Source organism: Amycolatopsis sp. NPDC043889 (genome assembly GCF_056435645.1).
Genome location: NZ_JBWKEC010000018.1, coordinates 142,695 through 154,984, shown reverse-complemented (window position 1 = coordinate 154,984; position 12,290 = coordinate 142,695). Strand labels below are relative to the sequence as shown.

The 12,290-nt window shown below is 70.1% G+C and carries 15 protein-coding genes; 6 read left to right on the top strand and 9 right to left on the bottom strand.

Features of this window, described 5'->3' with window-relative positions:
* Positions 1–246: 246 nt before the first annotated feature.
* A complete protein-coding gene (locus AC0685_RS28695) occupies positions 247–876 on the top strand; it encodes a maleylpyruvate isomerase family mycothiol-dependent enzyme (RefSeq protein ID WP_478228362.1) in 630 nt (209 codons plus the stop codon).
* Between the two features lie 10 nt (positions 877–886).
* On the opposite strand, the gene AC0685_RS28690 is transcribed toward AC0685_RS28695, so the two are convergent.
* Entirely contained in the window at positions 887–1,723 is an 837-nt protein-coding gene (locus AC0685_RS28690; RefSeq protein ID WP_478228370.1) for an oxidoreductase, read from the bottom strand.
* Positions 1,724–1,822: 99 nt separating this feature from the next.
* Here AC0685_RS28690 and AC0685_RS28685 point away from each other — a divergent pair, with 99 nt between their 5' ends.
* Together AC0685_RS28685 and AC0685_RS28680 are read left to right on the top strand one after the other, a co-directional pair.
* The gene (locus tag AC0685_RS28685; protein ID WP_478228361.1) at positions 1,823–2,725 is read left to right on the top strand and encodes a LysR family transcriptional regulator; all 903 of its coding nucleotides are present in this window, start codon (positions 1,823–1,825) and stop codon (positions 2,723–2,725) included.
* Positions 2,726–2,794: 69 nt separating this feature from the next.
* Entirely contained in the window at positions 2,795–3,868 is a 1,074-nt protein-coding gene (locus AC0685_RS28680; protein WP_340682065.1) for a GDSL-type esterase/lipase family protein, read from the top strand.
* Here the strand turns inward: AC0685_RS28680 and AC0685_RS28675 are convergent.
* From AC0685_RS28675 to AC0685_RS28650, 6 genes are read right to left on the bottom strand one after another with little or no spacing between them, the layout of a single operon-like run.
* Positions 3,865–4,164 (bottom strand): hypothetical protein, encoded by a 300-nt coding sequence (locus AC0685_RS28675; protein WP_005150941.1) that lies wholly within the window; start codon positions 4,162–4,164, stop codon positions 3,865–3,867. The two genes, AC0685_RS28680 and AC0685_RS28675, sit on opposite strands and share 4 nt — an antisense overlap.
* Positions 4,151–4,378, bottom strand: a complete 228-nt coding sequence (locus tag AC0685_RS28670) for a hypothetical protein (RefSeq protein ID WP_007035425.1) — start codon at positions 4,376–4,378, stop codon at positions 4,151–4,153. The genes AC0685_RS28675 and AC0685_RS28670 overlap by 14 nt, the downstream gene beginning before the upstream one ends.
* A 46-nt stretch (positions 4,379–4,424) precedes the next feature.
* Positions 4,425–4,877 carry an Lrp/AsnC family transcriptional regulator gene (locus AC0685_RS28665; RefSeq protein WP_016334198.1) on the bottom strand — a complete coding sequence of 151 codons (453 nt, stop codon included), beginning with the start codon at positions 4,875–4,877 and terminating at the stop codon, positions 4,425–4,427.
* Positions 4,874–6,016 (bottom strand): M24 family metallopeptidase, encoded by a 1,143-nt coding sequence (locus AC0685_RS28660; protein ID WP_478228360.1) that lies wholly within the window; start codon positions 6,014–6,016, stop codon positions 4,874–4,876. The genes AC0685_RS28665 and AC0685_RS28660 overlap by 4 nt, the downstream gene beginning before the upstream one ends.
* 10 nt (positions 6,017–6,026) lie before the next feature.
* Positions 6,027–7,277 carry an MFS transporter gene (locus tag AC0685_RS28655; protein WP_478228359.1) on the bottom strand — a complete coding sequence of 417 codons (1,251 nt, stop codon included), beginning with the start codon at positions 7,275–7,277 and terminating at the stop codon, positions 6,027–6,029.
* Entirely contained in the window at positions 7,274–7,852 is a 579-nt protein-coding gene (locus tag AC0685_RS28650; RefSeq protein WP_478228358.1) for an ArsR/SmtB family transcription factor, read from the bottom strand. Before AC0685_RS28650 ends, AC0685_RS28655 begins: the two co-directional genes overlap by 4 nt.
* A gap of 118 nt (positions 7,853–7,970) precedes the next feature.
* Here AC0685_RS28650 and AC0685_RS28645 point away from each other — a divergent pair, with 118 nt between their 5' ends.
* The 3 genes from AC0685_RS28645 to AC0685_RS28635 all read left to right on the top strand — a co-directional run bounded on the left by AC0685_RS28645 (position 7,971) and on the right by AC0685_RS28635 (position 10,491).
* On the top strand, positions 7,971–8,507 hold the full coding sequence (locus AC0685_RS28645; protein ID WP_478228357.1) for an NADPH-dependent FMN reductase: 537 nt from the start codon (positions 7,971–7,973) through the stop codon (positions 8,505–8,507).
* 74 nt (positions 8,508–8,581) lie between these two features.
* Positions 8,582–9,526 (top strand): 5'-3' exonuclease, encoded by a 945-nt coding sequence (locus AC0685_RS28640; RefSeq protein WP_478228356.1) that lies wholly within the window; start codon positions 8,582–8,584, stop codon positions 9,524–9,526.
* Positions 9,523–10,491 carry a pirin family protein gene (locus tag AC0685_RS28635; protein ID WP_478228355.1) on the top strand — a complete coding sequence of 323 codons (969 nt, stop codon included), beginning with the start codon at positions 9,523–9,525 and terminating at the stop codon, positions 10,489–10,491. Before AC0685_RS28640 ends, AC0685_RS28635 begins: the two co-directional genes overlap by 4 nt.
* Before the next feature lie 117 nt (positions 10,492–10,608).
* On the opposite strand, the gene AC0685_RS28630 is transcribed toward AC0685_RS28635, so the two are convergent.
* Both AC0685_RS28630 and AC0685_RS28625 read right to left on the bottom strand, forming a co-directional pair.
* Positions 10,609–11,829 (bottom strand): GNAT family N-acetyltransferase, encoded by a 1,221-nt coding sequence (locus tag AC0685_RS28630; protein WP_478228354.1) that lies wholly within the window; start codon positions 11,827–11,829, stop codon positions 10,609–10,611.
* A gap of 44 nt (positions 11,830–11,873) precedes the next feature.
* Positions 11,874–12,272, bottom strand: a complete 399-nt coding sequence (locus AC0685_RS28625; protein ID WP_478228353.1) for a DUF4333 domain-containing protein — start codon at positions 12,270–12,272, stop codon at positions 11,874–11,876.
* Between the last annotated feature and the right edge of the window lie 18 nt (positions 12,273–12,290).

Below are 12,290 nucleotides of genomic sequence, written 5' to 3'. Positions count from 1 at the left end.
TTTTTGTTCCGTCGCAAGAACAATCATCCCAAGCCAGAGGGCATTTGCGTACCCGGACACACCCCAAACACCCACATCACACCGGTGGATCCAGGTTGAGTGTCCCAAATCCTTCATAGACGACCCCTCCGGCAGACGGCCCTGCCCGCGTCTGCGGTCGACCCTCCTGCGGTATGTCGAGCGGAACGAGGACACGGACTACTACGTTTGCGGGTGGCTCGACCACGAGTGAGCAGGAGGCCGCCAGTGGACACCGTCGCGCGACTCGCCCGGGACGAACGGGCGGACTTCGCCGCCTTCCTGCGAACGCTGTCCCCCGAGCACTGGGACGCGCCCACGTTGTGTTCGGAGTGGACGGTCCGGCAGGTGGTCGCCCACGTTGTCGACTACGACGCCCAGCGGTTCCGTGATCTGCTCGGCCAGGCCGTCCGCGGCGGGCTGCGGCTGAACCGGATGAACGCGCTGGGTGTCGCACGGAAACCCGGCCGGACCCCGGACGAGCTGATCGCGTGGTTCGAGGAGCACCTCGAACCACGCGGCCTCACCTCGGCGTTCGGCGGACGGGTGGCGCTGCTCGACGGCCTCCTCCATCACCAGGACATCCGGCGCCCGCTGGGGTTTCCCCGCGAGGTGCCGCCGGAACGGCTGCGGCACGCCCTGGCTTTCGCCCGCTACGCCCCGCCGATCAAGGCGCGCAAGCGGGCGCGCGGGCTCCGGCTCGTCGCCACGGGTCTCGGCTGGTCGGCCGGATCCGGACCGGAGGTCCGCGGCCCCGGTGAGGCGCTCCTGCTGTCGATCGCCGGCCGGGCCGTGGCACTGGACGAACTTTCCGGGCCCGGCGCGGCGATCCTCGCGTCCAGGGTGGACGGTCGTTGAGGCCGAAGGCTCAGAGCGCGGTTGAACGGCTCAAGGACTCCCAAGCAGCCAACTCCGCCGCCCTGGCCTCGTGCACGGCTCGCAACCCGTCGACAGCGTCGTCGCCGAGCGCGAGCCGGAGCGGCGGGGCATCGCTTTCGAGCACCTTCAAGATCGCCGCCGCGGCCTTCGCCGGGTCCCCGGGCTGCGAGCCGTCCATCCCCTCGACGAAGTCCCGGATCGCGCCGGTCGATTCGCGGTACGCCTCGATCACCCGCGAGCGCTGCAACCGGCTACCGCCGAACGCGGTCCGGAAGGCGCCGGGCTCCACGATCAGCACTTTCACGCCGAACGGCGCGACCTCGGCGGCCAAGGACTCCGACATCGCCTCCAGGGCGAACTTCGCCGAGCAGTAGGCCCCGAAGCCGGGCGGGCTCTGCTGCCCGCCCATCGAACTCATCTGCACGATGGCTCCGCTCCTCTGTTCGCGCAGGTGCGGCAGGACGGCCTTCGTCACCTCGACGGCGCCGAAGAACATCACGTCCATCAGCGATCGCAGGTCGGGCATGGTCAGTTCTTCGACCGCACCGACCGAACCATGCCCGGCGTTGTTGACCACGACGTCGATCCGGCCGAACTCGGCGAGAGTCGCCTGCACGGCGGCTTCGACCTGCGCCGGATCGGTGACGTCGAGCGCCGCGGTGCGCACCCGGCCCTGGCCGAACTCTTCCAGATCGGCCAGTGTCTCCGGACGGCGTGCCGTGGCCATCACGCGGTCACCGGCGTCGAGCGCGGCCAGGGCGAGGTACCTGCCGAATCCGGACGAGCAGCCCGTGATCAGCCAGACGCGGCCCTCGGTTTCCTTCATCATTCCTGTTTCCTCCAGTGAAGTTCCTGGGGTCCATCGTGCGAAGACCGCGCCTGGGCCGCCAACACCGGCTTCCTGGTGCGGCTACAGTCAGAGCCTGTGACCCCCGAGTTGCGGCAGTTGCGCTATTTCGTCGCCGTCGCCGAGGACGCGAGCTTCACCAAGGCGGCGCGGCGCCTGCACATCGCCCAGCAGTCCCTTTCGCAGCAGATCACCGTGCTGGAACGGGTCCTCGGCGCGAAGTTGCTGCAGCGTGACACCCGCGGGACCCGGCTCACCGAAGTCGGTTCACTGTTCCTGCCGGAGGCCCGCGCCGTCCTGGCGCGCAACGACGAGGCGCTGTCGGTGCTTAGCCGGGCGGTTCGCGGCGAAATCGGCACACTGCACCTCGGTTTCCTCACCACCACGGCCAACTACCTGCTCCCCCCGGTGGTGCGCGCGGTCCGTGAGCGGCTCCCCGACCTCACCCTCACCACGGACGACACCCAGATCGCGTCCCTCGTCGACGGGCTCACCGGCGGACGTTACGACCTGATCTTCACCCGGCCTCCGCTCGTCGACGGGTTCGAGACCCGCACCCTGATCACCGAGGAGGTCTGCGCCGTCCTGCCGGAGGGTCATCGGCTCGCGGCCGCGACCGAACTGAAGCTCGCGGATCTGGCCGACGAATCTTGGGTGCTCACCCCGCGAAGCTCGTGGGAGCCCTGGCATCGCCACTATGACGACGAATTCGAGGCGGCCGGCTTCACGCCGCGGGTCGTCCAGCGGGCGGCGACCGTCCAAGGCCTGCTCGGTCTGGTCGCCGCCGGCGTCGGGGTCACGAGACTCGCCAGGTCTTCGCACAGCCTGCGCCGGAGCGGCGTGGTGTTCGTGCCTCTGGCGGGCGACACCGCCCGGACGGTGGTGGCCTGGTCGCCGGCGAACGGCAAGCCCACGCTGCCCGGCGTGCTCGAAATCGTGACAGAACTGGCAGCTGGAACGGATCTGACGGAGGCGGGCTGACCGGACATCGCGACCGTCACACCGCCATGATCACCCTGTCGGGCCGCGGGTCCGTAGAATCCGGTGACGATGCGACGTTTCCGGTGGTGGTGGGGTGCTCTGGCGCTCACGTTCGTGGTGGTTCTCGTCGGGTTCATTGCCTTTACCGGGTCGGAAAGCCGCCCAGGGCAGCCGTCCCCGCGCCAAGGCCCACCGGGGACGGGGCCGCTGACGGTCGTCTCCATCGGCGACAGCACCGTGTCCGGTGAGGGCGCGGGCGACTACACGCCCACGACCAACGGGCAGGGCGGCAATTGGTGCCACCGCTCCCCCAACGCCTTCGTCGAGCAGATCAAGATCCCCGACGTCACCGCGCGCGTGAACCTCGCGTGTTCGGGGGCGCCCTCGGAGCAGATCGCCCTCGGCGACGCCAAGCAGTGGACCGAGCCGTCACAGGCTCAACAGCTCGCGAACCTGATCAAGGACCATCGGGTCGCGGCGGTGGTGATCGCGATCGGCGCGAACGACGAGCCCAAGTTCTCGGCTCAGGTCAACGAATGCTTCAAGGCTTGGTTCTCCCCGCAGAACCCGCCGTGCAGCGTGGCTCTCCGCACCACTTGGAAGTCCAAAGTGGACGCCATGGTGCCGAAGGTGACCAACGCCGTCGCCGACGTGAAGAAGGTGCTCGCGCAGGCCGGTTACGTCCCGGCGGACTATCAGCTCGTGCTGATGTCGTACGCCTCGCCTGTCGGCCCCCAGATCCCGGAGGCCCTGCGCAGCCTCAATGGCTGCCCGTTCCGCACCGAGGACCTGGAGTGGATGCGCCGCGACGGCGTCTCCGTTCTGTCGGACGGGCTCAAGCAGGCGTCGAGGGCGACCAGCGCACGGTTCCTGGACCTTTCGCGGGCGGGCGCCGGGCACGAGGCATGTAGCAGCGACCCGGCGAACGAGTGGTTCAGCAGGCTGACGCTGCAGCTGCGTGACCTCGGCCAGGTGGACCGCGCGAGCCACGCGTTGCAGGAGTCGTTCCATCCCAACGCGAACGGCCACGCGCAGATCGCGAACTGCCTCAACGAGTTCCTCGCGGCCCGCGGGGGCAACGCGTCGTGTCTCTCCGGCCCCGACGGCAAACTGCACGCCGCGCCCGAGGTGATCGCGCGTTAGAGGTCGAGTGCGGCGCGCAACGCGATGTCGATGCGCTCCTGGACCTCTTGGTCGATCTCCGCGATCTTCTCGTCGAACCACGGCCGGTACAGGCGCGTGAGGTTCAGCGTGGAGACCCAGTACCGCGCGTCGACGGCGACGCCGAGGATGTCCTGCGGATCACGGTCCAGCAGTTCGGTGCCGAGCAGCCACGGCCGCTCGGATTCGTTCACCCCGTCCGAGGACAGCAGGACGACGGTGCGCTGCCGTGCCGGTTCGGTCGGGGGGTGGTACGTCCAGACTTCACCCCTGTGCACGCAGATCCTTCTCCGCGGCGGTCAGCTCGGCCTCGTCCGATTCGGCGGACGGTTCGACCGGGGCGCGCTGCGGGGTGTATCCGGTGCGGACGGCCTCCCTGCGGGCCGCTTTGGACAACCACGACGAGACCGAGATCCCGTGTGCCTTCGCGGCCCGCTCGGCGAACTCGAGCGCACCACTGTCGAGTGAGAGAGTGACCTTACGTGTTGCCATACCTTTTATCGTACCAGCGTCGCGCAAGCCCACCCGTTTTCCCGTTTCACAGGGTGGGCGAACGGCCCTCGAACGGCGTCGACAGCACCACCGTGGTCCTGGTCGAGACCTTGGCGGACTCCCGGATCCGGCGGAGCAGATCCTCCAGGCCGAGCGGCGAAGCCACCCGGACCAGGAGGATGTACGACTCGTCCCCCGCGACCGAGTAGCAGGACTCGATCTCCTTGATGTGCTCGAGACGCTGCGGGTAGTCGTCCGGCGCGGCCGGATCGTTCGGCGTCAGCGAGATCAGCGCCGTGAGCGGCAGGCCGATCTGCTCGCCGTCGAGCCGCGCGGTGTACCCGAGGATGACCCCGCGCTGCTCCAGGCGGCGCACCCGCTGGTGCACCGCCGACACCGAAAGCCCGACCCGCTCCGCCAGATCGGTGAAACTGCGCCGTCCGTCCGCGGCCAGTTCCTGCACGATGGCCTGATCCAGCGGCTCCAGGGAACCCGTCATGCGTCGAGCACGATCAGGTCGTGCGGGCGCTGGTTGACCGACTCGACGCCGTCCTCGGTGACCACGACGATGTCCTCGATGCGGGCGCCCCAGCGGCCGGGCTGGTAGATGCCGGGCTCGACGCTGAAGGCCATGCCCGGTTCGAGCGGCAGCGCGTTGCCCTTGATGATGTAGGGCTCCTCGTGCACGTCGAGGCCGATGCCGTGGCCGGTGCGGTGGATGAAGTACTCGCCGTACCCCGCCTCGGCGATGATGTCGCGCGCGGCGGCGTCGATCGACTCGGCGGTGACACCAGGACGGACGGCGTCGACGGCGGCCTTCTGCGCCCGCTGCAGGACGGCGTAGGTCTCGGCGACGTCGGCGTCACGCGGCTCGCCCACCGCGTACGTGCGGGTGGAGTCGGAGTTGTAGCCCTCGGCGATCGGGCCGCCGATGTCGACCACGACGACGTCGCCGCGCTCGATGACCCGGTCGGAGACGTCGTGGTGCGGGCTGGCGCCGTTGGGGCCCGAGCCGACGATCACGAAGTCGGCGTGGGTGTGGCCCTCTTCGACGATCGCGGCGGTGATGTCCGCGCCGACCTCGGCCTCGGTGCGGCCGGGGCGCAGCCATTCGTGCACGCGGGCGTGTACGCGGTCGATGGCGGCACCCGCGTCGCGCAGCGCCTGGATCTCGGCCGCGTCCTTGCGCATCCGCAGTTCGCGCACGATCGGCCCGGCGAGCGTCTGCTCCGCGTCGCCGAGCGCGCCGCGGAAGGCGAGCACGTGCAGCGCCGGGGTGAAGTCGCTGACCGCCACGCGGCCGGGCTTGCCCAGCCGGTCGGCGACCAGTTCGTAGGCGTTGTCGCCGTCGACCCAGGTGACGATCTCGATGCCGAGTTCGTCGGCGGGGACGTCGGCGTAGCCGGGGGCTTCCAGCTTCGGCAGGACCAGCGCCGGGACGCCGTCGGCCGGGATCACCAGCGTGGTCAGCCGTTCGAAGGAGCCCCCGGCCTGGCCGATGAGGTAGCGCAGGTCCGAGCCGGGTGCGATCAGCAGGGCGTCGGTGTCGGCGGCGGCCGCGGCGGCGCGGGCCCGGTCGAGGCGGGCGCGGAGGCTGGCGGCGTCGGGGGCTGGGTTGTGAAGGGAACGGCGCGACATGATGGCGAGCCTAGTCGGTCCGCGCCCCTTGGCTCACCGGCCGGTCACCCCCGATCGGGGCGGGATCGTCGAGTCCGCGCCAGACCCGGAAGATCGCCGGGAAGGTGCCGGCGATCAGGTACAGAGCGCCGAACACGGCGAGCGCGCCGACGAGGCCGATCCCGTCCAGCAGCAACCCTGCCGCCATCGAGCCGAGCGGCATCGCGGCGAGCACCCCGCCCACGAGAAGGCTGAGCACGCGGCCGCGGACGGCTTCGGGAACCCGTTCGTAGACCGCCGGGAGCACGATCGGATTCAGCGCGCCCGCCCCGATCCCGGCGACCACGAGCCCGGCGAGCAGGACCGGCGGTGCGGGTTCCAGCGCGAGCAAGGCGAAGCGTGGCGCGCCTTCGATCGCGACGGCGACGAGGATCGCCGTCCGCCGGGAGAACCGGTGGCCGATCCAGCCGTAGATCGCCGAACCGAGCAGCGCGCCCGCCGCGACCGCGGTGATCATCGCGCCGATGAGCGCGGTGCTGTGCAGGACCTGGTCGCCGTACGCCGGGTACAGGACGCCGAGCAGCCCGAAATCGAGGCTATTGGTGAGCATCAGCATGCCGACCACCGCGCGCAGTACCGCGTCACGCTTGACGTATCCGAGCCCTTCGCGCAGTTGCCTGAGGTATCCGCCCGACGGCGGCCTCGGCGGACCGGCCGCGGCCGGGATCAGCGCGAACACCAGCGCCGAGGACAGCAGCAACGCGCCCGCGTCGACGAACAGCACCGGCATCGGGCCGATCAGCGCGATCAGCGCGCCGGCGGCGGGCCCGCCCACCATCCGGCCGGTTCTCATCGCCGCTTCGACGGCGCTCGCCGCCCGGCTCAAGCGGACACCGCCGAGTTCGGCGACGCCGGGGAGCAGCACCTGCTTGGCCGTGTCCGCGGGCCCCCGGGAAACCCCCATCACGAACGACAGCACGATCAGCCCGGGCAGGCTGAGCCCTGTCGTGCCCATCGCGAGCGGGATGAGGAGCACCGTGACGGTGGTCAGCAGGTCCGCACCGACGCTCGCCCGGCGTGTGCCGACGCGGTCCACGATCGGCCCGCCCAGCAGCGCCGCGACCATCAGTCCCAGCACCTCGGCCGCGGTGACGAGACCGGTCTTGGTGCCGCTGCCCGTGCTCTGCAGCACGAACCAGGGAATCGCGAGCAACGTCATCATCACCCCGGCCGAGGAGATCCCCGAAGCCACGACCAGAGCCCCCAGTGGCATCCGGCTCATGGCGTCTCCGGCCGGGACTTCCTCGGGAAGGCCGCCCAGTGCACACGGACCTGGGTGTCGCCGTCCTTCTCCGGACGGCGGTACCGGCCGATCACCTCGAGGATTTCGTCGCTCAACGCGGCGGCCTCGTCCGGTGTCAGCGACAGCGGCGAATCGTGGAAGCTGACCTTGTCGATCCACTCGTCGGCCCAGTCCCGCACTTCGGCGACGAACTGCGCTTCGGCCGCGTAGCGCCGCTCGATCATCGTGTGGGCGTAGGCGTTGAAGGGACCCGCGAGGTCGGGATCGTCGATGAAGTACTTGGCGCGCATCTGGTCCCCCTCGTGCACCGCCCTCCACCACCGGTCGCGCCTGCTGCCGCGCTCGGTGTCCTCCGTGATCAGCCCGGATTCGGCCAGCTGACGCAGATGCCAGCTCGTGGTCCCGGAACTCTCCCCCACCCGTTTCGCCAGTCCGGACGCCGTCGCCGGTCCGTCCTCCCGCAGCAACTCCAGGATCTTGACGCGCAGTGGATGCGACAGCGCCCGCAGGATGCGGCCGTCGACCCGCGCGAGATACCTCTCGCCCTCCCCCATGTGCTCCACCCTACGACCGCAGAGAGTTCTTTGCAAAGAGTTCTCTGCGAATGACTCTTGAAGTGAGACCATTCTGGAGTTTGACTTCAAGTTAAGTGCAGGTTTTACGGTCTTGGGCATGACAACGAACTCGCCTTACCAACTCGCCGTCGTGATCAGCAGCGTCCGCGAGGGCCGCTTCGCTCCCGTCGTCGCGAACTGGTTCCTCGACCGCGCCAAGCAGCGCGACGACGTCACCCTGTCCGTCATCGACCTGGCCGAAGCCCCCGGTGATCTCTCCCCCGGCGTCGCCGCCGCGGACGCCGTCGTCGTGATCGTCCCCGAGTACAACCACAGCTACCCCGGCCCGCTCAAGACCGCGCTCGACGCCACCGGCCCCGAATGGCACGGGAAACCGGTCGCCTTCGTTTCCTACGGCGGTATCTCGGGCGGCCTGCGCGCGGTGGAGCACCTGCGTCCGGTCTTCGCCGAACTCCACGCCGCGACGATCCGCGAGACCGTGAGCTTCCCCTACGCCTGGAACCACTTCGGCCCGGACGGTGAGCACGACGACTTCGAAGGCGCCTCCGCCGCGGCCACCACGCTGCTGAATCAGCTGAACTGGTGGGCCAACGCCCTCCGCGACGCGCGCCGGGTGCGGCCCTACGCGGCCTGACGTGTCCGTGGAGGACCCGGCTGGGGGTCGGGTCCTCCACGGACATCCGGGGCGGGACATGGCAGGCTGTCCGCGTGACCGGACCACTCGCTCTCCTCGATTCCGCGAGCCTCTACTTCCGCTCGTTCTACGCACTGCCCGATTCGATGACCGCCCCCGACGGGACACCGGTCAACGCGGTGCGCGGGTTCACCGACACCGTCGCGCGGATCCTCGTCGACCGGCGGCCTTCCCGGCTCGTGGCGTGCCTCGACGCGGACTGGCGGCCGAAGTTCCGCACCGACCTGCTGCCCAGCTACAAGGCGCACCGGGTGGCCGAAGAGGTCCCGGAAGGCAGCGATGTCGAAGAGGTGCCGGACACCCTGACGCCCCAGGTGCCGATCATCCTGGAACTGCTGGAGGCCTTCGGGATCGCGACGGCCGAGGCGGCCGGGTACGAGGCCGACGACGTCATCGGCGCGCTCGCGATCCGCGAGCAGGTGTCACCCGTCGAGGTCATCACCGGCGACCGCGACCTTTTCCAGCTGGTCCGCCATGAACCGACGCCCACGGTCGTCATCTACGTCGGCAAGGGCTGGAACAAGGCCGAAGTCCTCGGCCCGGACGAGATCGCGGAGAAGTACGGGATCCCGGCCGGGAACGCCGGGCCCGGCTACGCCGACATGGCGGCGCTGCGCGGAGACCCCTCGGACGGGCTGCCCGGCGTCGCCGGGATCGGCGAGAAGACGGCGGCGAAGCTGATCACCCAGTTCGGTTCGCTGCAGGAGCTGATCGAGGCGTCCGACGCAGGCGACTCGCGCGTGCCGCTCAAGACCCGGCTCCGGCTGACCGACGCCGCCGACTACCTCGCGGTCGCCCCGACCGTCGTCCGGGTCGCCGCCGACGCACCGGTCGAACAGTCCCGTCCGGACGTCGTCCCGTCCGAGCCCGCCGACCCGGACAAGGTCGCGGAACTCGCGGAACGCTGGAATCTCGGCCGTTCGGTGGAGCGTCTGCTGGCCGCGCTCCCCAAGCCGTGAGCAACACCGAGGCCGACCCGGCCGAGCTGCGGTGCCGGGAAAGGCCGGGCGAAGGCGTCACCGTGCTGACCCCGCGCGACGTCCCGCTCGGCGGTCCGCGCGCCATCCGGGTCCGGCGGACACTCCCGCAGCGCCAACGGTCCCTGATCGGCGCCTGGTGTTTCGCCGACCACTACGGCCCGCAGGACGTTTCGGAGTCCGGCGGGATGGACGTCGCGCCGCATCCGCACACCGGATTGCAGACCGCGAGCTGGCTGTTCAGCGGCGAGATCGAGCACCGCGACAGCATCGGCACCCGGGCCATGGTGCGGCCCGGCGAGCTCAACCTGATGACCGCCGGGCACGGCATCGCGCATTCCGAAGTGTCCACACCGGACACCTCGACGCTGCACGGCGTCCAGCTCTGGATCGCGCTGCCGGACGAACATCGCGACACCGCTCGGGACTTCCGGCACTACGCGCCGCCACTGCTCGACCTGCCCGGCGCGACCGCCCGGGTCTTTCTCGGGAGTCTCGCCGGGACCACGTCACCGGTCCCGGCGTTCACTCCCCTGCTGGGCGCCGAACTCACGGTGGAGCCCGGAGCGACCCTGGCGCTCGATGTCGACCCGGCCTTCGAGCACGGTGTCCTCCAGGACATCGGCTCCGTCACGGTCGCCGGAGTGGCGCTGGGAACCGGGGAACTCGCCTACCTCGCACCGGGCGCGGAGCGGCTGGAACTGAAGAACTCCGGTGGCGAACCGGCTCGGGTGCTCCTGCTCGGCGGGACTCCGTTCACCGAGGAACTCGTCATGTGGTGGAACTTCGTGGGCCGGAGTCACGAGGAGATCGCCGGGTACCGCGAGGCGTGGCAGGCACAGGCCGACCGATTCGGTCGGGTGGAGGGCTATCAGGGCACCACCGCGTGGCTGCCCGCGCCCACGCTGCCGCAGGTGCGGATCAAACCTCGCCGCAACCCGGCTTAGCAGCGCGGCCTCGGGGCCGCTAGGGATGGACTGAAGTCCGTGAAGGGCCCCTTCACTACCTTCAGGGTAGGCAAGGAGGCCTTCACGGACACACGATCGCCCTGCGGGCAACCCGACTTAGAAGAACGTTCCGCACCAAGGCGTGCGCGCGGTGTGGAACAGCGCGTCGGCACGGGCGGCCGCTGCCTCGTCCAGTACCTCGACCCGACCGGACAAGGCCAGATCGCCGAACAGGCCGTGGCCGAGGTACAGCGACGACAACGTGGCGACGTCCAGCCGCAGATCGGCCTCGGCGGTCGTGCGTTCCACGCCGTCCGGGCCGACGACGTAACGGCCGTTGTTGTCCGGAAGCTGCTTGTCGTGCACTTCGAGTACCACGGGATCGGCGGTGCCATAGGAGCGTGCCCGCAGCGCCGCGAGGACGTCGACGAGGCGCAGCCACAGGTCGTCGATGACTTCGGTGATGTTCACCGCGCGCGGGTCGGTGAGCAGTTCGGCGAGCGGCTCGTCCAGCGGGCGGCCACGACCGGCGACGGCCGAGACGAGGTCGATCGACAGCAGGAAGCGCCACAGGCCCGCCCAGGCCTGTGGCGTGGCGGCATGAAGTTCACGGATGTCCAGGAGCGCGCCACGCTCCGGCGCCTGCCGGTCGCGAGTGTCGATGGTCTGGTAGACGACGAAACCGTCGTCGCCGTCCGGTCCACTGTGGACGGCGACGCGATACCCGTCGTCCCCGGTGACCACTCGTTCGAAGAAGCCCGGCCACCAGTTGGCCGGCCGGGTCACGAAACCCGGCCGCGTTCCCTCGAATCGGCTGTACAGCGCGGGAACACGCTCGACCGCTTCGGCCGGGGTGACGAACCTGACCACGCCGTCCCGCCCCACGCCGTCGCGAAGCCGGGCGCGGGGGCGTTCGACGGAAACACCTCTGCAGAAAGTGGCCGCGCCGTAACCGAAGCGACCGTAGATCACCGCTTCCGACGCGTGCAGCGCGGCGAGCGGGACGCCGCGCGCCGCGAGGTCTTCCAGCTGTACGGCCATCATCGCGGTGAGGATCCCGCGGCGGGTCCAGTCTGCGCGGACGCCGACACCGTCGACGGCGGCCGTGACGAGCTTCCGTCCACCCGGGACGGTCAGCTCCACCTCGAAGGAACTGGCGATGCCCACCGGGGTGCCGTGGTCGTCGAACGCGGCGAATTTCCCGGCGGCGGGCCAGGACGGGGCCATCTTCGCCCAGACCTCGTCCGAAGCAGGCTTGCCGTGCAAGGACTCCGCCAGGACTCCGAGACACGCCCTCTGTTCGCCTTCGGCCACGGCACGCACATGGAATTCGCTCATACCCGCCGATCCTGCCGCGCGGACCGGCCGAACCCAACCCGTTTTCAGGCGGGCGCGCCGACCTCGTAGCGGCCGTCGTCCCCGGTGACGGTGATCGTCACGGTCTTGCCCTCGTCGCCGACCTGGACGGTGCAGGTGAACGTGCTGCCGTCCTTGACCGTCTGGTTCGCCGGGCAGAGCACGTCGCCGACGTCTCTCACCTGATAGGTCTCGGTGAGGATCTTCCGCACGTCCGCCTGCATGGTCCGCGGGTCGAAGACTCTGCCCGGAGCGGCGGAGGACGAACCGCCGGACGTGGCGGGCGTGCCCGGCGCAGGACTCGTCGTCGGCGGGACCGTGACGGTCTTCGTCGCCGGCGTGGGCGCCGGGGTGTCCGAACACGCCGCCAGCATCGCGAACGCGGCACAGCACAGACCGACCGTCGCGACGGCTCGCCTGCTCAAGCTTCTCCACCCCCACCG

Coding starts and splice junctions, on each gene's coding strand:
- AC0685_RS28690 (WP_478228370.1), bottom strand. CDS start 1,723: ATGAAGGAAACCGAGGGCCGCGTCTGGCTGATCACGGGCTGCTCGTCC.
- AC0685_RS28680 (WP_340682065.1), top strand. CDS start 2,795: ATGCGACGTTTCCGGTGGTGGTGGGGTGCTCTGGCGCTCACGTTCGTG.
- AC0685_RS28665 (WP_016334198.1), bottom strand. CDS start 4,877: ATGACGGGTTCCCTGGAGCCGCTGGATCAGGCCATCGTGCAGGAACTG.
- AC0685_RS28645 (WP_478228357.1), top strand. CDS start 7,971: ATGACAACGAACTCGCCTTACCAACTCGCCGTCGTGATCAGCAGCGTC.
- AC0685_RS28650 (WP_478228358.1), bottom strand. CDS start 7,852: ATGGGGGAGGGCGAGAGGTATCTCGCGCGGGTCGACGGCCGCATCCTG.
- AC0685_RS28655 (WP_478228359.1), bottom strand. CDS start 7,277: ATGAGCCGGATGCCACTGGGGGCTCTGGTCGTGGCTTCGGGGATCTCC.
- AC0685_RS28630 (WP_478228354.1), bottom strand. CDS start 11,829: ATGAGCGAATTCCATGTGCGTGCCGTGGCCGAAGGCGAACAGAGGGCG.
- AC0685_RS28660 (WP_478228360.1), bottom strand. CDS start 6,016: ATGTCGCGCCGTTCCCTTCACAACCCAGCCCCCGACGCCGCCAGCCTC.
- AC0685_RS28670 (WP_007035425.1), bottom strand. CDS start 4,378: ATGGCAACACGTAAGGTCACTCTCTCACTCGACAGTGGTGCGCTCGAG.